A 25986-nucleotide genomic window follows, 5' to 3' on the forward strand; every position below is an offset into this window, starting at 1 on the left:
TCACCTTGCCTGTACGTTTGCGTTTGCGCTTGCCTGCAGGTTTGCCGCCGCGCCTTCCAGCCCGCGCATCGGCAGCGCGCGGGCACCGTCGCGCAGCACCACGCGCTTGACAAAGATGCCGGGCGTGACGACGGCCTCGGGGTCCAGTTCTCCCAGTTCGCACACACGCGTCACCGCGGCGATGGTGGTGGTGGCGGCCATCGCCATCACAGGTGCGAAGTTGCGCGCGGTCTTGTTGTRGACGAGGTTGCCCCAGCGGTCGGCTGCCGCGGCGTTGATCAGGGCCACGTCAACGTGGATGGGATACTCGAGCACGTAGTCGCGCGCGCCGATGCGGCGCGCTTCCTTGCCTGCGGCCAGCAGCGTGCCGTGGCCGGTCGGCGTATAGAAGCCACCGATGCCGCAGCCGGCCGCGCGCAGGCGCTCTGCCAGCGTGCCCTGGGGAATCACTTCGAGCTCGATCTCGCCGGCGCGATACAGTGCCTCGAAGACATAGGCATCGCGCTGGCGCGGGAAGGAGCACATCAGCCTGCGTACGCGGCGCGCCTTGAGCAGCGCGGCGAGGCCGGTGTCGCCGTTGCCGGCGTTGTTGCTCACCACGGTGAGATCCTTGGCACCCTGTTCGACCAGGGCATCGATCAATTCGTCGGGCATGCCGGCGCCGCCGAATCCGCCGATGGCGATGGTGGCGCCATCAGCCACGTCGGCCACCGCCTCGCGCGCTGTTGCGTAGAGCTTGTCGATCATGTCTCGCGTCGTTGTTATCGGGTACGGCAAGATTGCCATGCACCTGCCAGCCAAACAATTTCGCGATTTGCAAGCACCCTTAGCACTGCGTTAAAGACTGGGGCAGGGCCGCCGTGAAGGGCCGGCGGGAAGCCTTCGGCAAGGTGCGCTTATGCCATGCGCGACGAACGGCGAGGGGCCTCGCGCGCTGTGCCGAGGGCAACTGCGAACGGTGAAAGGAAGGCGAAGAGAAGGGAAAGAGAAGGCGCCCCGGGTGGGCGGGAAGAGTGACAGGTGGCCCGCCGCCCCCGCAGCTAGGCCGCGCCGCCGGCGGGCGCGTAGTGGCCGATCAGGCGGTTGGCGAACTCGCGCGCAAAGCTGGACAAGCCTTCCAGGTCCCGCGCGCAGACCTGGAAGGTGCGCACGGCCCAGTCGTCGAGCAGGTCGCTGCAGCCGATGCGCTGCTCGGCCTTGAGGCGCGCGAAGGCGGCCTTGGGCATGATGGCGATGCCGGCGCCGGCGGCCACCATGCGGCAGGTGGCGTCGTAGCTGGCCACGTGCACCCGGATCGTCATGGGCTTGTGCAGCGCGCCCGCGGCGCGCGTCAGGAACATCTGGTAGGCGCTGCCCTCGAGCAAGGCGACGAAGGCATGCTCAAGCGACTGCTCGAACCACACGGCCGGCTCCGCGAGCAGCGGATGGCCGAGCGGCGCGACCAGGATCAGCGCGCTCTTGACGAAGGGCACTGCCTGCAGGCCCGCGGTAGGCACATTGCCGGAGATGATGCCGAGATCGGCGCCGCCCTCGCGGACCACGCGCACCACGTCATCGCTCAGGCGCTCGCGCACGTCGATGCGCACATCCGGATGGGTGGCGAGGTACTCCCCGATGACTGGCGGCAGGTATTCGGTGATGGCGGTGGTGTTGGCCACCAGCTTGACCTGCCCGCTCAGGCCTGCGGTGAAGGGCTGCAGGTTGCCGGTGAGCCGCTCCAACTCGGCCAGCACCACGCGCGCGTGGTGCAGGTAGACCTCGCCGGCCGCCGTCAGCGCCACGCCCTGCGGCGAGCGCTCCAGCAGGCGTACGCCGAGCGTGTCCTCGAGATTCTTGATGCGGTTGCTGACCGCCGGCACCGAAAGAAACGAACGCTCGGCGCCGCGGGTCAGGCTGCGCGTTTCCGCCACGTTGACGAAAAGGCGGAAGTCGGTGATGTCGAAGGGAACAGCCATGCAGCAGGTCTCGCGGCTCAATCATGTAGCAGGGAATGATAACCCCGATGCGGGAGGAACCTGGCGCCATGGCGCGGGCGCCGGCGCGCAGCCCGGCCGCCTTGTGCTACCAGCCCGCCGGCTCGAAGCGGAAGCCCTGGCCCTGGCGCCGCACGTAGCCACAGTACGGCTCGCCGAAATGCACTGGCAGCACCAGCGCGCCGGTGTCTGCGGCCTGGTTGAGGAAGGTCAGGCGCGTGCTGCGGGCAAGGTCCGGGCGGATACAGTAGCCGGAGTTCACGTCCGGGCGCACGATCTGCAGCGGACTGTGCAGGATGTCGCCACAGAAGATTGCCTCCTCGCCGCGCGAACGGACCCGAAACGCGACCTGTCCCGGGCTGTGGCCGGCGGCGGCCTCTACCTGCAGGCAATCGGCGATCTCGCGCCCCGGCTCGATCATCTCGGCCAGCCCCGCGTCGACCACCGGCATCACGCTGTCGAAGAACGATTCGCCGAACACGTCCACCACGCCCGGCTCCTTGTTGCGGCCCTGCTCGCAAAAGACGAAGTCGTCCTTGGGGAGGTAGTAGCGCGCGTTGGGGAAGGTGGGGACCCAGCGGTTGTCCTGCCAAGTGGTGTTCCAGCCGACGTGGTCGGCATGCAGGTGCGTCATGACCACGTGGGTGACCTTCTCCGGCGGCGCCCCGGCCGCGATCATCCATTCGCGCACCAGGGTATTGAGCATGTTCATGCGTGCGATGCCCGCGCGCGGCTTGAAGTTGCCCACGCCGGTATCGACGACGATGATATGGCTCCCCGCGTGCACCACCCAGAACTGGATCGTCACGATCAGCTTGTTCATGTGAGGGATCCAATGGTGCGGCGCCATCAGGCCGGCATTCGCATCCAGGACCGAGCGGTCGATGTCGGGGAACAGGAAGGCCGGATCGTGCGTGGGACCGGCATATTCGAGGATACGGGTGACCTTCAGGTCGCCGACGGTGCGCGTTTGCATCATGATACGGTGTCTCCTTCTTTGTTCTATGCGGACCGGGACCGGTGCGCCGGATCGGCGGCTCCGCTTGGCAGGCTCCAAGCATCGGCGATTTCACCGCAGGTGCCAATTTCGCTTTCCGAAAGTGGGGTTTCGGACGGCGTTACCCGCCGCAGCCAGCGGCATCCGGCGACGTCCGCCCCTGCCCCTCCGCCTCGCCTGATGCTGCGGCGCGTTCAGATCGCGGCCCCGGAAAACTGCATGGCGTCATACCCCCCAACGCGTTCTCGGGCGGCATGCGCAGCGGCAGCGCGTGGCAATCGCCCGCGCACTGATCCGCCGGCCTGCGCTAGTGGTAGCAGACGAGCCGGTTTCGGCGCTGGACATGACGATCCAGAAGCAGGTCCTGGCGCTGTTCCGGCAACTGCAGGCGCAGCACGGCTTTGCCTGCTCCTTCGTCTCCCACAACCTCGCGGCGGTGGCCAACCGCATCGTCGTTGTGCATCAGGGCCGCATCGTCGATGCAGGGCAGCGTGGCCTGCGGCTCGGGAAAATGCGCGGGTGTCGCCGAGAGGCCGGCGCTTAGCCAGCCCACTCACCTTCATTCAACAGCCATTCAACGAACGCGCGCAGGAGCAGCGGCTTGTCGGCATCCTGCGGGATGAGCGCGTAGCAGGTATTGGAGAGTGCCCTGCAAGCGTGGGGCGGGGGCTCAACTGCGCACCGGCACGATACTGAACCGAGAGACTCCCTGGGTTGCAGCCATCTCGGCCGCCAGTCCCGCCGGCGATAGCGCGCGCGCCTTGTCCGGTGCGACCAGGCTGACTCGCCACACGGCCTGGTTGTCGGCAAACGTGATGGTCAGGCTGTCGTGCAGCACGCGATAGCCGCGGGACTTTGCCCGGTCGATCAGCAGATCGAAGTCAGGGGCTTCGCCGGGTTGGAAAGTCAAAGACACATCCAGCGTCGTTCGCCCCGGAAGCCTGGATTCAAGTCGGTGCAACAGAGACATCGAGCTCACGCATAACACGGCGAGCAGTAACGCGGCGGCATAGAAACCAACGCCGAGCAACACACCTATGGCCGAGGCAGCCCAGATGGATGCCGCGGTCGTGAGGCCGCGGATGCGCATGCCGTCCTTCATGATGACCCCGGCGCAGAGGAAGCCGACGCCGGTGACCACGCCCTGGATGGTATGGGTCGGGTCTGCCTGGATGTGCGCTGTGGCACCGCCGTACCAGAGCGGCGCGTGACCGACGAATACCGTCAGCGCCGTGGACGCCATGCACACGAGGCCGTAGGTGCGCATGCCGGCGGCGCGGCCATTGTACGAGCGCTCGTAGCCCACCAGCATGCCGAGCAGCAGCGCGCCCACCATGTTCAGCCCGATGAACGCGTTGGCGGCGAGAAAGGCGCCGCTCCAATAGTGCTGCAGATCTCCTAGCATAGGATTTTACGATCAGGCTGCGAGCCAGGCATTCAGCGAGCGCAAGGTCTCCTCGCTCAATTCCCCCGCCGCCGCGGCAAGCTTCAGACGGCCAAGGAGGTAGTCCAGGCGTGCCTGGACCAGGTCGAGCTCGGTGGTGAACACGCGCTGCTGCGCGTCGAGCACGTCGGGTTGCGTACGGGTGCCGACGTCGCGGCCAAGCGTCGTTGCCGCGAGCGCGCTACGCGCCGAAGTCAACGACTGCTCGAGTGCAGCGACGCGCGACACGCCCGTCTTCACTGAGAGGAATCCGTCCTGCACCCTCAAACGCACGTCTCGCCGGGCGGCGGCAATCTCCTGCTCCGCCTGGCTCTTCCTCGCGGCCGATTCCCGCTCGCGCGAATCCAGCCCGCCGCCCGCGTACAACGGAATGTTGAGCTGCAAGCCGATCGTCGCGGTTCGGGTGTTGCTGCCAGCAATCCAGGGAGCCAGATTGCCGGTTTGCCCTTGTGCGCCATAACGCGCCACGAGCGCGACGGTCGGGCGACTGCTGACGCGGTACTTATCGATCTCCGCGCCGGCAATGTCGTGCTCCGACTGCCTGGTCTTGACGAGGTAGCTCTGTTCTTCACCCTTTGCCTGCCACGCCGTGAGATTGTCCGGTTCCGGCGGCCGCGGCGCGAAGCCAGGCGCCAACCCGCTGAGCTGATCGGGCGGCATGCCGACGATTTCCAGGAATCGCGTGCGTCGCTGTTCGAGCGCAGATTGTGCGGTGACCTCGCGACTCTCCACCCCATCCAGGCGCGCCTGGGCTTCATGAAGATCGGTGATCTTGCCCTGGCCGATGTCAAAGCGTGCCTTCGCGCGGTCGCGTTGCTGTCGCAACGCCGCCTTCTCGGCCTGCACCACGCGGAGCGTCTCCTCGCCCAACACCACGCCGAAGTATGCTTCGGCCACCCGCAAAGCCAGGTCCTGGCGAGACTGGTCGAATTGCGTTTGCGCCAGGTTGGATTGCTCGTGCAACTGCCGTCTCGTAGCCACAGCGCTCCTGTCGTACAGCGGCTGCACGAGCATCACCCCGGCCTGGCGAGCAGTGCCCGAACTATCGGCGGAGACCAACGGCGCGAGCTCGGCAGGCGGGTTGGCGGACGACCGATTGTTGATCCGGTCCAGTGCCGCCTGGAGGCTTACGCGGGGACGCAGCAAGGCGTCGCCTTGCACAGCCTTCTCCCGTCCCGCCGTGAGCGCATCATTTGCGGCGAGGCTCGTCGGATCATGCGCCAATGCCTGCTGATAGGCCCCCACGAGATCGATAGCGCTCGACGCTCCAGCATTCATGAAAAGCATGCAGCCCAAAGCCACCTGCCCGGCCCGCAGGGCCATACTCAATCTATTCATCGCATTTACTCTTAACGTCACATCTGCGATCAGACGGTCGCAGGGCGCTTGGCCCGGTACCAGGTCGCATACAGAGCGGGAAGGAAGACGAGCGTCAGCACCGTGGCAACGGCGAGCCCTCCCATGATTGCCCACGCCATGGGGCCCCAGAACACGGAATGGGTAAGCGGCACCATCGCCAGAATTGCCGCCAAGGCAGTCAGCACGATCGGGCGTAGCCGTCGCACCGCCGCCTCGACGATGGCTGTCCACAGTGCGACGCCCGCGCCCACATCCTGATCAATCTGCACGACAAGGATCACCGAGTTGCGGATGATCATTCCAGCGAGGGCGATAACACCCAACATGGCGACAAAACCAAATGGAATCTGGAATGCAGCCATGATCGCGCTCACACCGATCAGCCCGAGCGGCGCGGTCAGCAGGACCATTGCCATCTTCCTCATGTCCTGCAGTTGAATCATCAGCAGCACGAGTACCACGATGATTGTCACAGGCATCACCGCGAATACAGAACGCTGGGCCTTCGCACTGGACTCGTAAGCGCCGCCGATCTCGATGCCATACCCCAGCGGGAGCGCCTTTTCCAGGGCGTCGATCTTCGGCTGCATTGCATGCGTGACGTCAGGTGCCTGCGCCCCCGCGATGTCGGCGCGAACGGTCAGCGTCGGCACGCGGTTACGCCGCCACAGTTCGCTTTCCTCGCTGTCAAGCGTGAGTCGGGCTACTTGCGAGACCGGTACAAACTTGCCGTCGCGCACATAGATCTTTGCGTCCTTCAGGTTGTTCAGGTCCGTGCGTTCCGCGACGACGAGGCGCGAGACCACGTCGATACCTTGGTCTTCCTCGCGGTACTGCGTGATCGGCGTGCCCGACAGCGAGGCCTCAAGGGCCTCTTTGATCTGGCCTGAGCTGATACCCAGTGCGCGCGCCTTGTCCTGGTCGACATCGACCTGCACGCGCTTGATGCGTTCGCCCCAGTCCAGGTTTACCTGGCGCACGTGCGATTCTTCACGCATGATGTCCGCCACCTGCTGCCCGATTGCACGAACTTTAGCGTTGTCCTGCCCGTACACGCGGAACTGCACCGGGTAACCGACAGGCGGACCGTTCTCCAGGTGATTGACGCGGCCACGCACATTCGGGAATCCTCCGTTGAACAGCGTCTCGAGCTTCTCCTTCACCCGCTCCCGCGCCTCACCGCCCTTCGTCATCACCAGCATCTCGCCGAGGTTCAGATTGGGCGTCTACGCATCGAGAGGCAGGTAGAACCGTGGCGCACCGTTGCCAACAAAGCTGGTCACCGCCGCGATGTCCGGATCGCCCCTGAGCAAGCCTTCCAGCTTCTGTACCTCGCGCTGGCTCGCCTCGAAGGTCGACGCCCTCGGCATCCACAGGTCAACAATCAGTTCGGCCCGGTCGGATGCCGGAAAGAATTGCTGGGGTACTGCCTTGAACAGCACCAGTGCGCCCACGAACGCGGCGAGCGTGATGCCGATCACCCACACGCGATGCTCCAGGCAGAAATTGATGAAGCGGCGGAACTTGACGTAGAAGCCGCGCTGGTAGACCGCCTCCTCATCATGTGACGCGTGCGCATGCTCTTTCAACAGCTTGAAGCCGATGTAAGGTGTAAAGAGGACGGCCACGATCCATGACAGCAGCAGCGAAATGCCCACCACCTGGAACAGGGAGTACACATATTCGCCCGTGCCCGACTTCGCAAAGCCGACGGGAAGAAAGCCCGCAGCTGTGATCAACGTGCCCGTGAGCATCGGGAAAGCGGTGGCCGTGTACGCATATGTGGCGGCACGGAACTTGTCCCAGCCCTGCTCGAGCTTCAGCGACATCATTTCGACGGCAATAATGGCATCGTCCACCAACAGTCCGAGCGCAATGATCAGCGCACCGAGCGAGATGCGCTGCAAGTCGATGCCCATCACGTACATCGCCAGGAATGTCATGGCCAGAACGAGCGGGATGCTGAGCGCGACGACCAGTCCGGTCCGCAAGCCTAGCGACAGGAAGCTCACGACGAGCACAATGACCACAGCCTCGGCCAGACTCTTCTTGAACTCGAAGACGGAATGCTCGACGATACGTGGCTGGTCGCTGACCGCATGGATCTGCACGCCCACCGGCAGGTTGGACTCGATGCGCTTTACCGATTCGTCAAGCTTTGTGCCAAGTCGAATCACGTCACCGCCCTTGCGCATGCTCACCGCAAGTCCAATCGCCTCGCGGCCGTTGAAGCGCATCCTCGAGGTGGCAGGCTCCACAAAGCCGCGACGGACGTCTGCGATATCGCCAAGACGGAAGGTACGTTGGCCGGCACGGATGCCGATGGCGCGAATCCCTTCGACAGAGTCAAACTCGCCACTGACAGCCAGCCGCACTTGTTCCGCAGTGGTTTGCACGGTCCCGCCTGATGTCACGGCATTGGTTTGTGCGAGCGTCGACGCGATCAATGCCGGGTCGATCCCCAGCGAGGCGAGCTTGGCGGTGGAGACTTCCACATAGATCTTCTGTTCCTGCTTGCCTACCAGATCGACCTTGTTGACGTCGCCGACACGAAGGAACTCATTTCGTGCGGCGTCCGCAATCCGTCTCAGGTCGTCATAGTCGAAGCCATCGCCCGTGATGGCATAGAGGTTACCGAACGTGTCTCCGAACTCATCATTGAAGAATGGGCCCTGCGTGCCCTGCGGCAAGGTATGCCGGATGTCCTCCATCTTCTTCCGGACCTGGTACCACACATCCGGCACGGCRCCAGGCGGTACGTCCTCGCGCAGGTTGACCTTAACCTGAGTTTCTCCCGGCTTCACATAGGTGGACGTATAGTCGATTTCCGCCACCTCTTGCAGCTTGCGTTCGATCTTGTCGGTCACCTGATCGGCCATCTGCTGCGCGGAACTCCCCGGCCAGTACGCCTGCACGACCATAGTCTTGATCGTGAACTCTGGGTCCTCCTTCTGACCCAGGCTGCTGTAAGCCAGTACGCCGGCCACGGACAACAGCAACAGCAGGAACCCGATCATCTGCTGGTGCTTCAGCGCCCATTCGGACAGGTTGATGCCTTTCACTTCACACCTCCTGCCCTGGCGACAGACACTGTCTCGGCCACTTTCACCTGCTGGCCAGGCTGCAGCATATRCACGCCGGCACTCACAACGGTCTCTCCGCCCGCCAGTCCCCCAACCACGATGACGCTGTCGTTCTGCGCGGCGCCCAGCTTGACTTCACGCGCGATCACCCGCGACGTCTTCGGGTCAACCACCCACACCTGCCGGCCATGTTCATGATCGACAATGGCGGTCAGCGGCACGCGGACAACGCCGTTGCCGTCCACGTCCGGTGCTATGACAGACGCTGTCATGCCTAGCCGCAGGAGGTCCGGATCTGCGTCCTGAATGGAAATGCGTGCCGAGTACGTCCGCGTGACGCTGTCCGCATCCGGCGCAAGCTCCCGGAGCTTGCCCGTCCAGGACTTGTCCGGATGCGCCCAGACCGTGATCTTCAGCATCGACGCCTTACGCAGTTCGTCGACTCGCGACTCCGGAATACTGATCGAGACCTCGCGTTCGCCGTCAGCCGCAACGGTAGCGATCGACTGCCCGGCCGCGACCACCTGCCCGGCTTCCGCGTTGATTGCACTGACCACGCCATCGCGGTCGGCCACGAGCGTGGTGAAGCCGCGCAGGTTGGCATTCAGCTGCTGGCGCGCCTGGGCAGAGCGCAGTTGTGCTTCCGCCTGGTTGAGCGCCAGCCGCTGCTGGTCCAGCTCGGCTTGCGAGGCAAAGTTCTGCGCGAGCAATTGCTCGGTACGCCGAACATCCACCCGCGCCTGGGCTACCCGGCCCCTTGCCGCATCAGCCTCCGCACCCGCCGCAGCCACCTGCAACGTCTCCTGGGTGGGGTCGAGCTGGAACAACAGCTGGCCGCGCTTGACGTGGCTGCCCACTTCCACCATGCGCGCGACAATCTTGCCGGCTGTGCGGAATCCAAGTTGACTTTCGTAACGCGCGCGAATCTCGCCTGAGTAGGTCGCGCCGACCGACCCGGCGGTACGTCCGGCGACCACTGTCCGCACCGGTCTTACGTCCGCGTGTTCAGATGCGGAGTGCGGTGTACAGGCGGCTAGCAGATGTGCCGCGATGATGAAAAGAGCTGCCGCTCGATAGTTCCTGTTCAATTTCTGCCCTCCAGTATGGTCCGTCGCTCGCCTGCGAGTCATCGGCGATCCACGCCACCGAGCCGCTCCACGGACTCGTGCTGGCGTCAGCGACGGCAGGCCTGTTAGGGCTTTCGCCCTTCCCGATAGCCCGGAATATACATCATACTGACTTTTATGTCATGATGACGTACAATTTATTTTATGCGTGGAACGGGACGACTATGGCGTACCGGATTCCACATCAGACGAAGAAGGTCCGTGGCGGCCACAAGCAAGTGGACGCGCAGAGACAAGCACTGGACGCGGAGTGACGTGATGGGCATAGACCGAAGGCGCAGGAAGTGCTGCGCGCGCGGCCATGTCGAGTCATTGACCATGAGGAAAAGACGATCAATGACCCCGATACAGAAGAGATTGGCAGCTGAGACAGAACCGTCGGAGACGCGCGACCACCGTCAGCGAGTTGCGGCAAAGCGGCGGCAGCGTATGCGCTCGCTATTGCTGAACAGTGCGATGCGCTTGATGGTAGAGAACAGCGCCGCGACGCCTTCCATCGACGACATCATTGCGGGCGCACGGGTGTCACGTGGCACGTTCTACAAGTACTTTCCGTCGTCTGACGCGATCGTGCGGGAGCTTGTCGGGAAGGTTGCTGAACAATGGGAGCGGGCCGCCGACCCCATTGTGCGCGGCCATGACGACCCGGCCGAGCACATCGCCAGGGGAATACGGCTGGCGTCGATACTTACGATACGCCAGCCGGGTGTGGCTGCAATCCTGGGCCGGCTGGGCTGGGCTGGCTACCAGGCACCCAATATGCTGGAGTTTGTCCGCAGGGACATAGAGGAAGGTGTTCGACGCAAGCGCTTCAAGCGCATGCCGATCGCCCTGGGGTTCAATATCGTTGCCGGCGCGGCAATGAGCGCAATGCACCGCATGCTTGAAACCGAATGTCGCGAAGATTTCTCGGAGCTCGCCGCCGCCGTGGCATTGCGCGCCTTAGGCGTGGAAGAAGCGGTGGCTGATGCGATATCCAAGTCGCCTCTGGATGCGAGTGAAGTGCTGTTCGATGGCTTGCTCGCCGAAGCGAGCGGCGAAGTGCCGTAGCGTTGGCTACGCGCGTAAGTTGGAGGGCTCGGCCATTTCGGCGAGCTTCTCCTGTGCCTTTTCGAGCAGTGATTCAGGCGAAACGACCAGCTTTGGCAAAGGCGCAGAGGTCAGCTTTGTGGCACTCGATGCAGACACGCCGAGCGACCGCAACACCGCCCGGACAATCCGCTCGGGATAATCCTTGGTCGTTTTTCCTTGGGCCATACGGTGAACGGCGATTACCCCTGCGCCTGCCACCATGTCCAATGCAACATCGGCAGAGGCCTCGTCAAACGTGCCCGTCTTCAGGCCTTCCTTGATATCCGAGGGCAGGTACTCGTACACGGCACTCTTCTTGCCGACCAAGGTCAGGCCTGTGCCGGAAAGAAACTGCGCCACCACCGGATAGGATCGCGCAAGGTGCAGATACAAGCGAATACCCGTTGCAACACGCAATGCCGGGTCTTCGATATCGCCGACCACGCTCTCGATCATTTGCACCATGTCGTGACTGAGCGCTTCGCTGACAGCCGCCAGCAGATCGTCGTTAGTACGGAAGTAGTTGTAGAAGGAACCTTGTGAGACGCCAGCTGCCGCGATGACTTCCGGAATCACGCTGACTCCGATACCTCTTTGCGCAAAGACGATCATCGCGCTTTCAATGAGACGCATGCGCATCCGTGCACGCCGTTCGGCTGCAACGCGAGGGCGATGGTCTTTAAGATCAGGGGCGGCAGGCATCTTCAATTTGAGGACCTTATGTGATTGGATGATTATATCAATACGCCGCTGCAACGCCGACACGATGGCGTAGGCCACGTCCCGCCCTCCTTGATACGAACAAGCTCAGTGCCGTCCTCGGCTGCGCACCGAGTGCGCAGCGTTGTGCAGTGTCTGTGCCACGACGACCAGCCGTTCGGCCGCGGCAAAGATGCCATGCGGCAGGCCATCGCGAATTTCGACTTCGCAGACAACTTTCATGGACAGCGTTCTGAGGAAAGAAAGAGCCTGCATGCAGCTGGAAACGGTGGGACAAGGAGGTGTCTTTCAGCAAAAGTGCCCGTTGCATTCCCTACAAGATACTTATTGTCATGATGACACGCAAGTCATTTTGTAGCAGAATGCGGGCATCTCGAAAGATCCCGGTGCGCTCGACGCACTGCTTGCCTCATGCAACGAGGCCGACACCATCCCAGGACACGTCGTGCATCAGAACCACATCCCGCCGCCAGATCCACCACAGGACATGCACCGGCTGGTTGCGTGCGAGCATTGCGACGCACTCCATATGCGCGTGACGTTGCAACCGGGCGAACGTGCCACCTGCCTGCGCTGCGGCGGTGCGCTCTATCGCAACAGTTCGCTTGCCTATCGCCGCCTGCTGCCGCTCGTGGTGACCGCTCTGATCCTGTTCATGATCTCGAACGCGTACCCGATTGTCGCCATGGAACTCAAGGGCTCGCGCGTGGAGACCACGCTATGGGGCGCCGTGCAAGCACTCTACGCGCATGACATGTCGCCGGTGGCGATGCTCGTGTTCGCCACGACGATCCTGCTTCCGCTGGCCGAGTTACTCATGATGTGCTACCTGCTCGTGCCAATGGCGCAGCACCGCATGCCCCCCGGATTCGACCGCCTTGTGCGCGGCATTCTCCTGACGCGGCCGTGGGGCATGATCGAGGTATTCATGATCGGCGTGCTGGTGACGGTGGTAAAGCTGTCGACCGTAGCGCAGGTGCTTGCTGGCGTCGCGCTCTGGTCGTTCGGTGCCCTCGTGGTCGTACTTGCCGCCATCCTGTCCTTTGATCCGCGCGACCTGTGGCATCACCTCGATGCGCACGGTGCAGATGACATACAAACCTGCTCGCCGGACGCCGCAACATGACCGCGACTCAATTGCCTTACGCTACCGCTGCTTCGCGCGGACTGCTGTCATGCCACGCTTGCGACCGGCTCAGCCCGATGACGCTCGAGGCCGGACCGTGTCCCCGCTGCGGCGCCGTACTGCATCATCGCAAGGCAGCCAGCGCGTCGCGCACCTTGGCTTTCCTGTTGGCCGCTTACCTTCTGTATATCCCAGCCAATCTGCTCCCGGTGATGGTGACGCAGTCAATTCTCGGTACACAGCGCGACACCATCATGTCCGGCGTGATCTATCTATGGCTGTCCGGCTCGCACATGCTGGCGCTCGTGGTGCTGATCGCCAGCATTGTTGTCCCGCTGCTGAAGATGATGATCCTGACATTGCTGCTGGTATCGGTGCGCCGCAGATCGACCTGGCGCATCCGAGAACAGACCCGGCTCTACGCGCTGGTCGAGGTCATCGGCCGGTGGTCCATGCTCGACATCTTCGTCGTGGCACTGCTGGCCGCGCTGGTGCAGGTCGGGGCGCTGGCCACGATTACGCCCGGGGGCGGGGCCCTGGCCTTTGCCTCGGTTGTCGTACTGACCATGCTCGCGTCACTGAGCTTTGATCCCCGTCTGCTGTGGGATGCGCTTGAGACGTCGCCTCCCCCCATCGAATTTCCGCACTCCGATCATGCCAGAACACACTAATCATCCCCCACCTCATGGTGTACCGCAGCCCGGGCGCAAGCCTCGCGCGCGTTGGCTACCCTCGCTCGTCTGGCTGATCCCCCTCGTTGCGGCGGTAGTCGGGCTTTCGTTGTTGATCAACACGCTAGCATCGCGCGGGCCCGAGATCACCGTCACATTTCGCACCGCCGAAGGCCTGACGCCGGGCAAGACCTCCGTGCGCTACAAGGACGTCGATATCGGATTGGTCAAGACGGCACGGCTGGCAGCGGACCGTTCGCACGTGATCGCGACGATCGCGTTGACCAAGGACGCGGAGACCTTCGCCGTGGCCGACACACGCTTCTGGGTGGTGCGGCCTCGCTTTGCAACCAGCGGTGTGTCGGGGCTCGAGACGCTGCTATCGGGCGCATATATCGGCGTGGATGCCGGCAAGTCAGGCGAGACGATGCGCAGCTTCACCGGGCTCGAAGTCCCGCCGACTGTCACTGCCGACGCCTCAGGCAGGCAGTTCGTGCTGCGTGCGCAAGACCTGGGCTCGCTCGACATCGGCTCACCGGTCTACTATCGTCGCGTGCAGGTCGGCCATGTCGTAGCGTATCAACTCGAGCCGAACGGCCACGACATCACGCTGCGGATCTTCGTCAACAAGCCCTATGACAAGCTCGTCAGCGCCGATACGCGCTTCTGGCATGCCAGCGGCGTCGACCTCAAGCTCGATGCGAACGGGCTGAAGTTGTCCACGCAGTCGCTGGTCACCGTGATGCTTGGCGGCCTGGCCTTCCAGGCGCCGGAGCACTCGACTGCGCACGCCACAGCCGCCGAGAACACCGAGTTCCTGCTTGCGGCGGACCAATCGGAAGCCATGAAGGAGCCGGAGGAACTCGCCCCCGCACTGGCAGTGCTCAACTTCGATCAGTCCGTGCGCGGCCTGTCCCCAGGTGCGCCAGTCGATTTCCGCGGTGTGACCGTCGGGCAAGTGCGCTCGATCGGTATCGAATACCAGCGTGACAAGAAGGCCTTCCGCATGCCCGTGGTGGTGGAACTCTATCCGTCTCGCATGGGTCTGCACGAGAAAGACGTGGCTGACGACGCGCGCAAGCTCGCCATTGTGCATAGCCTGGTACAGCGCGGCATGCGTGCGCAGTTACGCACCGGCAACCTGCTGACCGGCCAGCTCTATGTGGCACTCGATTTCTTTCCGAAGGCGCCTCTGCCAGCTGATCTGGACCTGAACGCGTCGCTGCCTGAGTTCCCCACGACACCGGGCACTTTCGACGAGCTGCAAGCCAAGCTTGGCGACATTGTGACCAAGATCGGCAAGGTGCCGTTCGACCAGATCGGGCAGGACGCACGCGTGGCGATGGTGTCTATGAACAAAATGCTCGTCAACGCGGACAAGCTCGTGGCACAGGTCAATGGCGATGTGGCACCAGAAGTGCTCGCCGCGCTGAAGGATGTGCGCCGCACGCTCGCCACGGCCAATGGCGCGCTGGCGCCCGACGCATCGCTGCAGCAGGATACGCGTCGGATGATGCAGGAACTCACGCAAACGGCAGTCTCGCTGCGCACGCTGACCGATTATCTCGAGCGGCATCCCGAAGCACTGCTGCAAGGCAAGAGGGAAGAGAAATGATGAAACGTATGACGCTGTTCTTTACGCTGGCCGCCGCGGCCACGACCATGATGTGCGGCTGCGCGTCACCCGAGGCGCGCTACTACACGCTGGCTGCCAGTCGGTCCAACGCCGCGCCGGCCGTGACAGGGCGAGCCAGCCGTCGCAGCGAACCGTTATGGATCGAGGTCACGCCGGTGCGCGTGCCCGAGCGGTTGAACCGCATTCAGCTGGTGGTGCGTGACGGCACCAGCGGGGAGGTGAAGCTGCTCGACACATCGCGCTGGACGTCCCCATTGCCCGATGAGCTACGCGATGCACTGTCGCAGCAACTGCAATCGACGCTCGACGCGGTGGATGTCTACCAGCACGGCCTGTCGGCGACGCAGCCGGCCTTCCGGGTAACGACCGAGGTGGTAAACCTCGACGCCAATGTGGACAAGTGGGCAGCGGCGACCATCGCCTGGACCGTGCGGCGACTGCCGGACGGCAAGGTTCTGAGCGGCCGCACCGAAACAGAGGTGCCCGCGCCCGGGCAGATGGAGGGCGTGGTGAATGCGTATCGGGAGATCCTCGCAGCAACCGCGGCCGATATCGCAGTCGGCGTGCAGTCGCTTAGTCGCTAAATGTGTGCCCTAAATGTGCGCCATAAATGTGCATCGTTACGCACCTTTAGCAACAGGCAAATCAAACCTACTGCCACCGCGCCGCATCACGACCCTACCGATTCCAGCCGAACAGCGGCGGACGCCTGCTCGCTAAGGGCCTGTCCCGTTCTTCTAGTGCATACTCCTATGATCTTAATGTTAGGCAATTGGAATGACGGACGATCGAACGACGGGGATTGAGCGGCCGGAGCTGTCGGCTGAACGGGGCGTTGCGCAATATCAGCGGCTGGCTTCGGTGCTGAGGTACCGGATCGCAAAAGGCGAGTATCCGCTCGGCATGCTGCTGCCGCCGATCACGCAGCTCGCAGCTGACCTGGGCGTGGCCGTCGTTACCGTCCGGCAGTCGTATGAGCTGCTTTCCAAAGAAGGGCTGATTCGTAGCCAGCGAGGCATCGGGACCCACGTGGCGGCCCTGCCCGCCGCCACGGGCGACCTCGAACTGGCGATCAACGATCCGTTCGCCGCGCCTGAGGCGCTCGCCTTTGACGTACTCGAAGTCCGGCGCCACACCAGGGTGCCGCAGGAATTGCTCGGACCGGGCGAACAGTCGAACGGCGAATACGTCTGCGTCCGCAAGCTGCACACCTATTCCGGCGAGCCGTTCTGCTACGCGGAGATCTATGTGTTGACCCCGGTCTTCGAATCCTTGCCCCAGGACACCGCCAAGAACAAAAAACTACTCGCCGCGGTGCTAGATGAATTGGGCTCACGGAGCAAACGTGTGCGACAACGCATGACCGTGATGCCGGCGGATTTTCCACTGTGCGACATGCTGAAGATCCCGTTCGCCTCACCCGTCGCGAAGATGTCACGGTGTCTTCTTGATAGCAAAGGCAGCGTGCTGTACGCAGGCGTCACTTGGTATCGGGGTGACCGCTACGTCTCAGAGATCGACATCCCCGCCTCCGCATTGAAAACGGTACCCGCCATCACCGAGCCCCAACGGCGGGCAGCTAGCGAGCGCAAGCAAGGCTGAAGGCCCTCCTCGTTCAGCCTCTCGCGTAAACAGAGGGCAGAGAAAGCGCCAGCGGCACCCCGGCCGCCAACGATTACGGCGCCATCGGCTACGGCGGTCCCTGCCCGCCCAAGGGCGTGCCCGCGCACCGCTACGTCTTCACCGTGCACGCCCTGGGCGTGCCCAAGCTGGGGTTGCCGGCCAACCCGACCAACGCTGTAGTGCGCTTCTTCATCCACCAGAACACGCTCGCCACGGCTACCCTGACGGGCCTCTACAAACGCTAGATGTCGCGGCGTGCGTGGTCGACGGCAAAGGCAACATGCAGTACGCCGGCGTTATCTGGTATCGGGGTGACGGCTAGGTCTCAGAGATCGTCACCCCCGCGTCCGCATTGAAAACGCTACCCGCCATCACCGAACCCCGACGGCGGGCAGCTAGCGGGCTGCAAGCAAGGCTAAAGGCCCTGATTCAGTCCCTAGGGTAAACAAGGGGCAGAAAAAACCTTCCGCAGCGCCTAAACTTCCAACATTAGAACTTTAGGAGTATCCAGTGACATGCAGGCCCGGCAGCGGTTAGCCAGGCTTCATCTTTGCGCTGGACGCTTCTATTCCTCCGGCGCGTTGCCGGCGCCGCGCTGAGTTGGCCGCCGGCCCGACGCGCCTCTTCTGTCTCACCAAAGGACGGTTTCCGTCCACTGTTTCACCTCCTCTAACAAACGGAGACAACTCATGAATGCAAGAATTCTCGCGCAGCCCACCACGTCTACCGGCGCCCTGCTGCCGCTGCCCGCCCTGCCGCAGGACAAGCTCCTGAGCGTCAACATCGAGCAGATCCCGCTGATCAGGGATGTTTTTCCGGGCATCCACATCAAGCCGCTGCGCCTGGACCCGGAGCGCGGAGAGTGGGTCTTCATGGCCATCGTGGAACCCGGTTGTTCCCTGCCGATTCACTACCACACCGGTACGGCGCAGGTGTGGACGATCCAGGGCTGCTGGAAGTATCGCGAGTACCCCGACCAGCCGCAGACGGCGGGCTCCTACCTATACGAGCCCGGTGGCTCGGTGCACACCTTCTACACCCCCGAGGACAACACCGAGGACACGATCACCATCGCCTGGATCGAAGGCGCGCAAGTGAGCTTCAATGAGGACGGCACGTTCCACTCGCTCAATGACGCGCTCTCGATCCAGTACGCGATCCACGCTCTCGCGGCGGCGCGCAGCATCGGACCGGTGCCCTACGTCCGCGGCAACGGCGCCGACGTTGTCAAGGAATAAGAAGCGACTTACACCATGGCAGGCCGCTCGTCGGCCTGCGCGGTGCCGTTCCTCCGCTCCTTATAGACCAGCGTGTACGACACCGCTCAGATCAATCAGTGACGATCCATCAATCCGCGAGATTGAGAGAGTGCAACATGATAATGATCAAAACCCAGAGGATGCCGATACTGCCGATGCTGATGTTGCTCGTGTTGCTGGCGACGCCGCTAGCCGCAAGAGCCTGGGAACGCGGCAAGGTTGAGACATTCGCCACGTTGCCCTCGGGGGAGGCGCATCCAGAGGGGATCGCCGTGGACCGCGAAGGCAACGTCTACGTCGTCACGGTGGCGGTGGAAAAACCCAGGACGAGCGAGGGTGCGCTTCTTGTGTTCGACCCGCAGGGCAAGCACCTGCGCACTATCAGCATCAAGGGCTCGAGCCGATTGTTGCTTGACCTCGGCTTCCATCCTCGCACGGGCCAGTTGCTCGTCGTCGACTACAAGGGCGCGAAGGTCCTGAGCGTCGATCCCAGGACGGGGGCCTCGTCCGTGTTCATGACGGTCACCGGCAAGAACCCCGGCCTCGACGGATTGACGTTCGACCCCGCCGGAAACGTCTACGTGACCGACGCCCACCAGGGCATCATCTGGAAGGTCGGACCCGACGGCGGCGAAGCGTCGGCATGGGTCACCAGCGCGCTGCTGAAGCCCACGCGGATCCCACCGACCATCGGCGCCAATGGCTTGGCGTTCAACAACAAGAATACAGCCTTGTTCGTCGCCAATACGGCGAACGACATCGTTGTCAAGATACCGCTGACAGGCTCGACGCTTGAGCCCGGCACGCCTGAAGTCTTCGTCAACCGGATCGGCGGCGGACCCGACGGTGTAAAGATCGATGAGCACGACAACCTCTGGATCGCGTGCAACCAGTCCAACGAGATTCTCGTGCTCGAGCCGACGCAGGGCCGGGTGATTGCCAAGCTCGGCGACTTCGGCGGTATCGATCGCGAGGGGGCACCCAAGGGCTTTCTCTGGTCGAACAGCCTCGTCTTCCATGGCGGCGACGTTCTTGTCACCAACCTCTCGCTCGATATCGAGACGTCCCTTCCGCAGCTCAGTGACGAGCTTGGCCTGGCGCATCTCGTGGGCAAGAATCTGCGCACCATCGATGGTCCCTGGGCGCAAAGGGTGAAGATCCACACAATCTCGAAAATCAAGAAGCGGATACCAGAACTCGACGGCGGGCCCCAGTAGACCATCGGCCAGATGTCTCCCCCGTCAGCCAGCGCGCGGCACTTGACCTACCTTCCGCCTATTCGATAGGTCGACTTATAGAACGATGTGCTCGGCTGCCGGTTCAACACGGGCCAGGCAGGGAACGGTGGCCTCGGGGCCAGCCGTCATACATTGACCCACCGAGATGAAATGAATATGAAGAAAGACGAGACAACGGGGCCGCTGGCCGGCGTGAAAGTGGTTGACATCACGTCAGTATTCATGGGGCCCTCGGCTACCCAGATGCTGGCTGACCTGGGCGCCGACGTGATCAAGGTCGAGTCTCCGACCGGAGATAGTACGCGCGGCATAGGTCCGTGCGGCGATGAAAAGCTGGGGCCGCTCTTCCTGGGCCTGAACCGCAACAAGCGCAGCATCGTACTGGACCTGAAAGCGCCCGAGGGGCGCGAGGCCCTGCTTTGCCTGGTACGGGATGCTGACGTGCTGGCCTACAACGTGCGCCCACAGGCCATGCAGCGGCTGGGGCTGGACTATGAAACGCTATCGGCCATCAATCCGCGCCTGGTCTATGTCGGCATGTTCGGCTTTTCGCAGCGCGGACGCTACGCGCCCCAGGCTGCCTTCGATGATCTGATCCAGGCCGCAACCGGCCTGCCGCTGGCCGTTTCGCTGGGCAGCGGCGACAGTCCTCGATATCTGCCAATCACCATCGCGGATCGCTCGGTGGGGCTCTATGCCTTTGGCGTGATCTGTGCCGCCCTGTATTCGCGGGGGAGCACCGGCAAGGGCCAGCGCGTTGATGTCCCCATGTTCGAGACCATGGTTCCCTATGTGATGGGAGACCACCTGTATGGCGAGACCTTCGTTCCGGCAAAGGGCAGCTTCGGCTATCCGCGCCTGCTCTCGCCCGAGCGGCGCCCATACAAGACGAAGGACGGACATGTCTGCTGCCTGATCTATCACGATCATCATTGGCGCGCCTTCCTCCAGGTCATTGGCAAGCCGGAGTTGTACGACACCGATCCGCGCTTCGCCAACATGAACACCCGCACCGCCAACATCACCGAACTGTATGCGATGGTCAGCGACGAAATAGCCAAGCGCACCACCGAGGAATGGCGCACCCTGCTCAAGGAGGCCGATGTCCCGGTTTTTCCGATGCACACGTTCGAGTCACTGCTGGACGATCCCCATTTGCGGGATATCGGTTTCTTCAGCGAATCGGACCACCCAGCCGTCGGGCGTATCCGGGAGATGGCGGTGCCCAGCGAATGGCATGGCACCCCACCGACAAGCCGCCGCCATGCACCCGGCCTGGGTGAGCACAGCCGTGAGGTACTGCGTGAGGCCGGCTACGACGAGGCCTCCATCGATACGCTGTTCGCGTCAGGCATCTCCAGGGATGGGTCAAAAGCGCAACGAACGGAAGGAGAAACTCCCCATGAATGATGAACTGCTGTGCGAGGTCCGGAACGCAGCACTCTACATGACCATCAACCGGCCGGAGCGCCGCAATGCCATCACGCCGGGGGTGCTGCAGGGACTTCGCGACGGCATCCTGCGCGCCGATCGCGATGCCGACATCCGCGCTGTGGTCATTACGGGAACGGGCGAACAGGCATTCTGTGCCGGCGCCGATCTGCAGACCGGTAAATCGTTCACGTTCGATTACGCGGATCCCTACCAAGGGATGGCCGACCTGTTCCGCTGCGCCAGGCAGTCAACAGTGCCGCTGATCGCGCGGGTCAACGGGGCCTGCATGGCGGGTGGCATGGGACTGATGGCGATGTGCGACCTGGCGATAGCTAGCGAAGGCGCCCGCTTCGGCCTGCCGGAGGTCAAGCTGGGCTTGTTCCCGGCGCAGGTCCTGAGCGTGCTGCAGCGCCTGGTGCCACGTCGCACGCTCACCGAATTGTGCCTGTGTGGCGAGCCACTGTCCGCGAGGGAAGCGCTGGCCGCAGGACTCGTCAACGATGTCAGCGACGATCTCGACGCCAGGCTGGACTTGCTGCTGACCCGCCTGCTGAACAATTCGCCCGCTGCCATCCGTCGGGGGCTGTACACGCTCAAGCATATGGAGACCATGTCGTTCGAGCAGTCCATGGCGTTCACGGAAAGCCAGATAGGGCTGTTTGCACTGACCGAGGACGCGCGCGAAGGCCAGCAGGCATTCCGCGAGAAACGCCAGCCCAAGTGGACTGGCAGATAGGGAGATGGGAATGGACGCGAAAAGGGTACGCATTGGCGGTGCTTCTGGCTTCTGGGGCGACAGCAGCGTCGGCGCGCCACAGCTTGTGCGCCACGGCGATATCGATTACCTGGTGTTCGACTATCTGGCCGAACTGACCATGTCGATTCTGGCCGCTGCCCGATTGCGCAAGCCGGAACTGGGTTATGCCACCGACTTCGTGACGGTGACAATGAAGGCCCTGATCGGGGAGATCGCCGCACGCGGGATCCGCGTGGTCAGCAACGCCGGTGGCATGAACCCGCACGGGTGTGCTCAGGCCATTGCCGCTCTGGCGGCGGAACAGGGCCTGACGCTGCGCATTGCCGTGGTGGAAGGCGATGACGTGATGCCCCTGCTTCCCCAGCTGCGCGAAGCCGGTGTGCAAGACATGCAGCAAGGCCGCCCCTTGCCAGAGCACGTGGTCAGCGCCAATGCCTATCTGGGCGCGTTGCCGATCAGGCAGGCGCTGGACCAGGGGGCCCAGATCGTCATCACCGGACGCTGCGTGGACAGTGCCGTGACACTCGGCGTGCTGATGCACGAGTTCGGCTGGCATGCGCACGACTATGATCGCCTGGCCCAAGGCAGTCTGGCCGGCCACGTCATCGAGTGCGGGTGCCAGGCAACGGGCGGCTTGCATACCGACTGGGAAAGCGTCCCGGACTGGCACGACATCGGCTATCCGGTGGTCGAGTGCCGTGCCGATGGCACCTTCGTTGTCGGCAAGCCGCCCGCCACCGGGGGATTGGTCAATACCGCAACGGTCGGCGAGCAGGTGCTGTACGAGATCGGCGACCCGGCCACCTACCTGCTGCCAGATGTCACCTGCGATTTCACGCAGGTAACCCTTCGGCAGGCCGCACCGGACCTGGTGGAAGTCAGCGGCGCACGCGGGCGGGCCCCGAGCAATGCCTACAAAGTCTGTGCCACCTATGTCGATGGCTTTCGCTGCAACGCGCAGCTTTCCATCGTCGGCGTCGACGCGGTCGCCAAGGCGGAACGCACGGCGGAGGCCATCCTCGCCCGCACGCGCAAGCTCTTCGGGGAGAACGGGTGGGGGGACTACAGTCGCACCCGGATCGAGGTGCTGGGAGCAGAGTCCTGCTTTGGGCCACATGCTGCCGTCCGACACACCCGCGAGGCGGTGATGCGGCTGGCGGTCATGCATCCCGAGAAGGCGGCGCTAGAACTGTTCGCGCGGGAAATTGCCGCGGCGGGGACCAGTTGGGCGCCGGGCACGACGGGCTCTGCTGGTGGGCGTTCCAGTCCCTCGCCATCGATCCGCCAATATGCATTCCTGCTCGACAAGAGCGCCCTGACCCCGGCGGTGGTAATGGACGGCGTACGCAGCGGCGTCACCGTTCCTTCGGGCAGACCGGCAGAACCGGTCGCGCCGGCGGCACCTGCAGTCGCTGAACAAACAGGCGCCGGCCCTGCGGAACACGATACCGTCGAAGTTCCGCTGATACGGCTTGCCTATGGCCGTAGCGGCGACAAGGGGGATATCTCGAACATCGGGCTGATCGCGCGCCGGCCGGCGTACCTGCCCGTGCTGCGGGCCGAAGTGACGGTGGCGCGCGTGGCGGACTGGCTCGGGTACCTGGTGAAGGGGCCGGTGACATGCTATGACCTGCCCGGCTTCGACGCCATGAACTTTGTCTGCGAGTCGGCCCTGGATGGCGGCGGCATGGCGTCGCTGCGCAATGATCCGCTCGGCAAGGGCATGGCGCAGATCCTGCTGACCATGCCGGTGCGCGTGCCGCGGGAGCTATTGTCATGACGAGGAGTGCGCCCACCGCAGCTGCCAACGAGAGCGTCATCCTCGCCGACGACGGCACCGGGGGCGTGACGCGATATCGACAACTGGCCAGCGTCATCCGACACAGGATCGTTTCGGGCGAATACCCGGTGGGTATGCAGCTGCCAACCGTGGATAGCCTCGCGCAAACCTACGGGATCGCCAAAGTCACCGTGCGCCAGGCTTTTGCCGCGCTGACGGAAGAGGGGCTGGTCAGCAGCCAGCGCGGTCGTGGCACGCACGTCATCAAGCAGCCATCAGAACCTGGACAAGGGCTGCGCTCCGCCATCAATGACGAATCAGCCCATGACAGCGAGTTGGAAATCCGCATCCTGGAAATGCGCGAGGGCGTGGCGTTGCGGCCGGGCCTGGTCCGGAACGGCACGCTGCTGGACAGCTATGTGATGGTGCGCAAACTGCATGTACATGGCGGCACGCCATTCTGCCTGATCGAGATGTATGTAGCCTCGTCGGTATTTGCCCGATTTCCCCGCGGTGCCGAAAAGCACCACAAGCTTGGTCATCTGCTCCGCCAGGCCGAAGGCGACCGCCTTGGCATGATGCAGCAGACCATGACGGTTGAGCCGGCCGACTATATCCTGGCACGCGATCTCGCCTACGGCTTCGGGGCACCAATCGCCAAGATCGTCCGATCGACGCTGGACGTCGACGGCAACGTGCTGCTGGCAGGGCTGTTCTGGTACCGCGGCGACCGTTTCATCCTGGATCTGGAAATTCCAGCCAAACTGACCGAGCACTATCCGGCGCTGGCCATCCCCGAAAGCCGCCGCCGAGCGACAGACTTCACTATTTGAACAAGGAGACATCGAAATGACATCATCCTTTGTGCGGAGGGCCGCCGACGTGCCCGCGTACGCACCGGCCAACCACACGGGCACGGCGAACCAGCGCATCATTGGCAAGGAGACTGTCGGCGCGCGCCGGCTCGAGGTCCTGCTGGGCACGATTTCCCCGGGCCAAGGCGCGTTGCCGCACGCACACCCGGACCTCGAGCAGGCGTCGTTCCTGCTCGCCGGCGAGGGTATCGGCGAACTACCCGGAAAACAGCGCATCTTGCGCGCAGGGGACTGGAGCTTCAACGCGGCCGGCGTCTTCCATCGCTTCGAGGTCATCGGCGACGAACCGGTACAGGTGATGGTGGTCTACGCTCCGCCGTACAGCGAAAACCCGAACGCAGCGGTGATCGCGACCGGCCCGGACGACCCGCGCCTTCAGGCCGGTGCCGCCGATGTCTGCGACGTTCCAATCAGCACCGAAGCGATCGAGCTGCCGCACTACCGTGGCGCGCTCGCCAGGCCGGTCATCACACGCCAGACCGTCGATTCCCGGTTTCTCGACATCTACATGGTCGACCTTGATCCGGATGGCGGCGCCGAGCCACACAGGCTTGGCGAGACCGAGCAGGTGCTCTTCGTTCGCAGCGGCACGATCCACGGGCGCATCGAAGGGGAGCGTTTCGCCGCCGGGACCGGGGAGTGGGTCTACGTTCCCGACGGCGCGGAACTCAGCCTCGAATCGACAGACGGGAAGCGCGAGCTCATTGTCATTCGCGCACACGATCCGCTGACCTGACGCAAGCTCGACCAAGTGAATCAACCAGACCCCAAGATACGGGAGGAGACAAGATGATCCAGCGATTTCCCCGGCGACGCATGCTCGCCCTGCTGTCCGGACTAGTCGCTGCCTCCGCGGCGCCGCATCTGGTGTGGGCAGATGGCCTGAACGAGTATCCGGCCAAACCGGTCCGTGTCGTGGTGCCCTTCCCTGCAGGCAGTGGAACGGACAACGCCGCGCGCTACATCGCGCGGATCATCACTGCCCAGACTGGCCAGTCCGTCGTCGTGGAAAACCGCCCCGGTGCCAACGGGTTCATCGCGGCCACGGCGGTCGCGACAGCGCCCGGAGATGGCTACACGATGCTCATCACGACAAATACCACCCACGCGGCCAATGCGTCCCTGTTCAGGAAGCTGCCCTATGATCCCATCAAAGATTACGCGCCGGTGTCGTTGATCGCCAAGAGCGGATTGGTCTTGGTGGTGCCATCCGACAGCCCGGTGCAGAAGGTGGCAGAGCTGACCACGCTGGCGAAAGACCGGCAAGGCAAGATGTCCTTCGCCAGCGGCAGTTCCTCCACCCGGGTCGCCAGTGAGCTCTACAAGATCAAGAGCGGCGCACCGGCACTGCACGTGCCCTACAAGGGCGTGCCGCAGGCCCTGACCGACTTGATGGGCCACCAGGTCGACTTCGTGATTTCCGACATCAATCCAGCCCTGCCCTTCATCCAGAACGGCAAGCTGCGCGCAGTCGCCGTGACCACGTCCAGGCGCCATCCCCTTCTCGGCAATGTCCCGACCATGGCGGAAAGCGGCCTGCCAGGGTACGAGATGACGGCTTGGGTTGCCGCCTTCTTCCCTGCCACCACGCCAAAACCGGTCGTCGCGCGTATGAGTCAGCTGATTCGACAGGGGCTGGCGCGCCCGGAGGCTACTGAGTACTTCAGCCGGACAGGAGGCCAACCCTCCCCATCGACGCCAGAAGAGCTGGCAGCGTTCGTGCGCAGCGAGACCGCGAAATGGGCTGAGGTGATCAAAGCCGCCGGCATCCAGCCCGAATAGCCCGCGCCTCGGCGGCCCGAGAATACTCGGC

The 25986-nt window shown here is 63.5% G+C and carries 24 protein-coding genes and 2 pseudogenes; 16 read left to right on the forward strand and 10 right to left on the reverse strand.

The window, feature by feature from the left end; genetic code table 11:
- The 3 genes from AC1DQR_RS21395 to AC1DQR_RS21405 all read right to left on the reverse strand — a co-directional run bounded on the left by AC1DQR_RS21395 (position 1) and on the right by AC1DQR_RS21405 (position 2952).
- Entirely contained in the window at positions 1–747 is a 747-nt protein-coding gene (locus AC1DQR_RS21395; protein WP_477133756.1) for a 3-oxoacid CoA-transferase subunit A, read from the reverse strand.
- Positions 748–1040: 293 nt separating this feature from the next.
- Positions 1041–1955 carry a LysR family transcriptional regulator gene (locus tag AC1DQR_RS21400; RefSeq protein ID WP_416051847.1) on the reverse strand — a complete coding sequence of 305 codons (915 nt, stop codon included), beginning with the start codon at positions 1953–1955 and terminating at the stop codon, positions 1041–1043.
- Positions 1956–2061: 106 nt separating this feature from the next.
- Entirely contained in the window at positions 2062–2952 is an 891-nt protein-coding gene (locus AC1DQR_RS21405; RefSeq protein WP_416051846.1) for an MBL fold metallo-hydrolase, read from the reverse strand.
- A 277-nt stretch (positions 2953–3229) separates the two neighbouring features.
- Between AC1DQR_RS21405 and AC1DQR_RS21410 the strand changes: the two are divergent.
- Positions 3230–3463: pseudogene (locus AC1DQR_RS21410) on the forward strand (peptide ABC transporter ATP-binding protein); the annotation flags it as partial.
- 177 nt (positions 3464–3640) lie between these two features.
- Here AC1DQR_RS21410 and AC1DQR_RS21415 read toward each other — a convergent pair.
- From AC1DQR_RS21415 to AC1DQR_RS21435, 5 genes are read right to left on the reverse strand one after another with little or no spacing between them, the layout of a single operon-like run.
- Positions 3641–4375: an MgtC/SapB family protein gene (locus tag AC1DQR_RS21415; RefSeq protein ID WP_416051845.1), complete on the reverse strand. Its 735-nt coding sequence runs from the start codon at positions 4373–4375 to the stop codon at positions 3641–3643.
- Positions 4376–4387: 12 nt separating this feature from the next.
- The gene (locus AC1DQR_RS21420) at positions 4388–5752 is read right to left on the reverse strand and encodes a TolC family outer membrane protein (RefSeq protein WP_416051844.1); all 1365 of its coding nucleotides are present in this window, start codon (positions 5750–5752) and stop codon (positions 4388–4390) included.
- A gap of 29 nt (positions 5753–5781) precedes the next feature.
- Positions 5782–6975 (reverse strand): efflux RND transporter permease subunit, encoded by a 1194-nt coding sequence (locus AC1DQR_RS21425; protein WP_477133757.1) that lies wholly within the window; start codon positions 6973–6975, stop codon positions 5782–5784.
- A gap of 24 nt (positions 6976–6999) precedes the next feature.
- On the reverse strand, positions 7000–8835 hold the full coding sequence (locus AC1DQR_RS21430; RefSeq protein WP_477133758.1) for an efflux RND transporter permease subunit: 1836 nt from the start codon (positions 8833–8835) through the stop codon (positions 7000–7002).
- Positions 8832–9842 carry an efflux RND transporter periplasmic adaptor subunit gene (locus AC1DQR_RS21435; RefSeq protein WP_477133759.1) on the reverse strand — a complete coding sequence of 337 codons (1011 nt, stop codon included), beginning with the start codon at positions 9840–9842 and terminating at the stop codon, positions 8832–8834. Before AC1DQR_RS21435 ends, AC1DQR_RS21430 begins: the two co-directional genes overlap by 4 nt.
- Positions 9843–10319: 477 nt before the next feature.
- On the opposite strand from AC1DQR_RS21435, the gene AC1DQR_RS21440 reads away from it, so the two are divergent.
- Entirely contained in the window at positions 10320–11033 is a 714-nt protein-coding gene (locus AC1DQR_RS21440) for a TetR/AcrR family transcriptional regulator (protein ID WP_416051841.1), read from the forward strand.
- Positions 11034–11039: 6 nt separating this feature from the next.
- Here the strand turns inward: AC1DQR_RS21440 and AC1DQR_RS21445 are convergent, their stop codons facing one another.
- Together AC1DQR_RS21445 and AC1DQR_RS21450 are read right to left on the reverse strand one after the other, a co-directional pair.
- Positions 11040–11834 carry a TetR/AcrR family transcriptional regulator gene (locus AC1DQR_RS21445; protein WP_416051840.1) on the reverse strand — a complete coding sequence of 265 codons (795 nt, stop codon included), beginning with the start codon at positions 11832–11834 and terminating at the stop codon, positions 11040–11042.
- A gap of 27 nt (positions 11835–11861) precedes the next feature.
- Positions 11862–11996: a hypothetical protein gene (locus tag AC1DQR_RS21450; RefSeq protein ID WP_416051839.1), complete on the reverse strand. Its 135-nt coding sequence runs from the start codon at positions 11994–11996 to the stop codon at positions 11862–11864.
- A gap of 265 nt (positions 11997–12261) precedes the next feature.
- Between AC1DQR_RS21450 and AC1DQR_RS21455 the strand changes: the two genes are divergently transcribed.
- The 14 genes and pseudogenes from AC1DQR_RS21455 to AC1DQR_RS21520 all read left to right on the forward strand — a co-directional run bounded on the left by AC1DQR_RS21455 (position 12262) and on the right by AC1DQR_RS21520 (position 25955).
- Entirely contained in the window at positions 12262–12900 is a 639-nt protein-coding gene (locus AC1DQR_RS21455; RefSeq protein ID WP_416053372.1) for a paraquat-inducible protein A, read from the forward strand.
- On the forward strand, positions 12897–13571 hold the full coding sequence (locus AC1DQR_RS21460) for a paraquat-inducible protein A (RefSeq protein WP_416051838.1): 675 nt from the start codon (positions 12897–12899) through the stop codon (positions 13569–13571). The genes AC1DQR_RS21455 and AC1DQR_RS21460 overlap by 4 nt, the downstream gene beginning before the upstream one ends.
- A complete protein-coding gene (locus AC1DQR_RS21465) occupies positions 13555–15186 on the forward strand; it encodes a PqiB family protein (RefSeq protein ID WP_416051837.1) in 1632 nt (543 codons plus the stop codon). The genes AC1DQR_RS21460 and AC1DQR_RS21465 overlap by 17 nt, the downstream gene beginning before the upstream one ends.
- Entirely contained in the window at positions 15183–15791 is a 609-nt protein-coding gene (locus AC1DQR_RS21470; protein WP_416051836.1) for a PqiC family protein, read from the forward strand. Before AC1DQR_RS21465 ends, AC1DQR_RS21470 begins: the two co-directional genes overlap by 4 nt.
- 193 nt (positions 15792–15984) lie before the next feature.
- Positions 15985–16809, forward strand: coding sequence for a GntR family transcriptional regulator (locus AC1DQR_RS21475; RefSeq protein WP_441630847.1), 825 nt, complete (start codon positions 15985–15987; stop codon positions 16807–16809).
- 68 nt (positions 16810–16877) lie between these two features.
- Positions 16878–17075: pseudogene (locus AC1DQR_RS21480) on the forward strand (YbhB/YbcL family Raf kinase inhibitor-like protein); the annotation flags it as partial.
- A gap of 444 nt (positions 17076–17519) precedes the next feature.
- Positions 17520–18068: a 2,4'-dihydroxyacetophenone dioxygenase family protein gene (locus tag AC1DQR_RS21485; protein ID WP_416051833.1), complete on the forward strand. Its 549-nt coding sequence runs from the start codon at positions 17520–17522 to the stop codon at positions 18066–18068.
- Positions 18069–18211: 143 nt separating this feature from the next.
- A complete protein-coding gene (locus tag AC1DQR_RS21490) occupies positions 18212–19306 on the forward strand; it encodes an SMP-30/gluconolactonase/LRE family protein (protein ID WP_416051832.1) in 1095 nt (364 codons plus the stop codon).
- Between the two features lie 177 nt (positions 19307–19483).
- The gene (locus tag AC1DQR_RS21495; protein ID WP_416053371.1) at positions 19484–20737 is read left to right on the forward strand and encodes a CaiB/BaiF CoA transferase family protein; all 1254 of its coding nucleotides are present in this window, start codon (positions 19484–19486) and stop codon (positions 20735–20737) included.
- A complete protein-coding gene (locus AC1DQR_RS21500) occupies positions 20730–21497 on the forward strand; it encodes an enoyl-CoA hydratase/isomerase family protein (protein ID WP_416051831.1) in 768 nt (255 codons plus the stop codon). Before AC1DQR_RS21495 ends, AC1DQR_RS21500 begins: the two co-directional genes overlap by 8 nt.
- A 10-nt stretch (positions 21498–21507) precedes the next feature.
- Positions 21508–23298 carry an acyclic terpene utilization AtuA family protein gene (locus AC1DQR_RS21505; protein WP_477133760.1) on the forward strand — a complete coding sequence of 597 codons (1791 nt, stop codon included), beginning with the start codon at positions 21508–21510 and terminating at the stop codon, positions 23296–23298.
- Complete coding sequence (locus AC1DQR_RS21510; RefSeq protein ID WP_416051829.1) at positions 23295–24131, forward strand: GntR family transcriptional regulator; 837 nt, start codon at positions 23295–23297, stop codon at positions 24129–24131. The genes AC1DQR_RS21505 and AC1DQR_RS21510 overlap by 4 nt, the downstream gene beginning before the upstream one ends.
- A gap of 16 nt (positions 24132–24147) precedes the next feature.
- The gene (locus AC1DQR_RS21515; RefSeq protein WP_416051828.1) at positions 24148–24909 is read left to right on the forward strand and encodes a cupin domain-containing protein; all 762 of its coding nucleotides are present in this window, start codon (positions 24148–24150) and stop codon (positions 24907–24909) included.
- A gap of 53 nt (positions 24910–24962) precedes the next feature.
- On the forward strand, positions 24963–25955 hold the full coding sequence (locus AC1DQR_RS21520) for a Bug family tripartite tricarboxylate transporter substrate binding protein (RefSeq protein ID WP_416051827.1): 993 nt from the start codon (positions 24963–24965) through the stop codon (positions 25953–25955).
- Positions 25956–25986 lie beyond the last annotated feature (31 nt).

The sequence above is a fragment of the Cupriavidus sp. 05L411 genome, from assembly GCF_056398045.1.

What these genes read in the sequence shown, in the direction of transcription:
- AC1DQR_RS21400 (WP_416051847.1), bottom strand. Translation starts at nt 1,955, where the DNA reads ATGGCTGTTCCCTTCGACATCACCGACTTCCGCCTTTTCGTCAACGTG.
- AC1DQR_RS21405 (WP_416051846.1), bottom strand. Translation starts at nt 2,952, where the DNA reads ATGATGCAAACGCGCACCGTCGGCGACCTGAAGGTCACCCGTATCCTC.
- AC1DQR_RS21415 (WP_416051845.1), bottom strand. Translation starts at nt 4,375, where the DNA reads ATGCTAGGAGATCTGCAGCACTATTGGAGCGGCGCCTTTCTCGCCGCC.
- AC1DQR_RS21420 (WP_416051844.1), bottom strand. Translation starts at nt 5,752, where the DNA reads ATGAATAGATTGAGTATGGCCCTGCGGGCCGGGCAGGTGGCTTTGGGC.
- AC1DQR_RS21425 (WP_477133757.1), bottom strand. Translation starts at nt 6,975, where the DNA reads ATGCTGGTGATGACGAAGGGCGGTGAGGCGCGGGAGCGGGTGAAGGAG.
- AC1DQR_RS21440 (WP_416051841.1), top strand. Translation starts at nt 10,320, where the DNA reads ATGACCCCGATACAGAAGAGATTGGCAGCTGAGACAGAACCGTCGGAG.
- AC1DQR_RS21450 (WP_416051839.1), bottom strand. Translation starts at nt 11,996, where the DNA reads ATGAAAGTTGTCTGCGAAGTCGAAATTCGCGATGGCCTGCCGCATGGC.
- AC1DQR_RS21455 (WP_416053372.1), top strand. Translation starts at nt 12,262, where the DNA reads ATGCACCGGCTGGTTGCGTGCGAGCATTGCGACGCACTCCATATGCGC.
- AC1DQR_RS21460 (WP_416051838.1), top strand. Translation starts at nt 12,897, where the DNA reads ATGACCGCGACTCAATTGCCTTACGCTACCGCTGCTTCGCGCGGACTG.
- AC1DQR_RS21465 (WP_416051837.1), top strand. Translation starts at nt 13,555, where the DNA reads ATGCCAGAACACACTAATCATCCCCCACCTCATGGTGTACCGCAGCCC.
- AC1DQR_RS21470 (WP_416051836.1), top strand. Translation starts at nt 15,183, where the DNA reads ATGATGAAACGTATGACGCTGTTCTTTACGCTGGCCGCCGCGGCCACG.
- AC1DQR_RS21475 (WP_441630847.1), top strand. Translation starts at nt 15,985, where the DNA reads ATGACGGACGATCGAACGACGGGGATTGAGCGGCCGGAGCTGTCGGCT.
- AC1DQR_RS21485 (WP_416051833.1), top strand. Translation starts at nt 17,520, where the DNA reads ATGAATGCAAGAATTCTCGCGCAGCCCACCACGTCTACCGGCGCCCTG.
- AC1DQR_RS21490 (WP_416051832.1), top strand. Translation starts at nt 18,212, where the DNA reads ATGATCAAAACCCAGAGGATGCCGATACTGCCGATGCTGATGTTGCTC.
- AC1DQR_RS21495 (WP_416053371.1), top strand. Translation starts at nt 19,484, where the DNA reads ATGAAGAAAGACGAGACAACGGGGCCGCTGGCCGGCGTGAAAGTGGTT.
- AC1DQR_RS21500 (WP_416051831.1), top strand. Translation starts at nt 20,730, where the DNA reads ATGAATGATGAACTGCTGTGCGAGGTCCGGAACGCAGCACTCTACATG.
- AC1DQR_RS21505 (WP_477133760.1), top strand. Translation starts at nt 21,508, where the DNA reads ATGGACGCGAAAAGGGTACGCATTGGCGGTGCTTCTGGCTTCTGGGGC.
- AC1DQR_RS21510 (WP_416051829.1), top strand. Translation starts at nt 23,295, where the DNA reads ATGACGAGGAGTGCGCCCACCGCAGCTGCCAACGAGAGCGTCATCCTC.
- AC1DQR_RS21515 (WP_416051828.1), top strand. Translation starts at nt 24,148, where the DNA reads ATGACATCATCCTTTGTGCGGAGGGCCGCCGACGTGCCCGCGTACGCA.
- AC1DQR_RS21520 (WP_416051827.1), top strand. Translation starts at nt 24,963, where the DNA reads ATGATCCAGCGATTTCCCCGGCGACGCATGCTCGCCCTGCTGTCCGGA.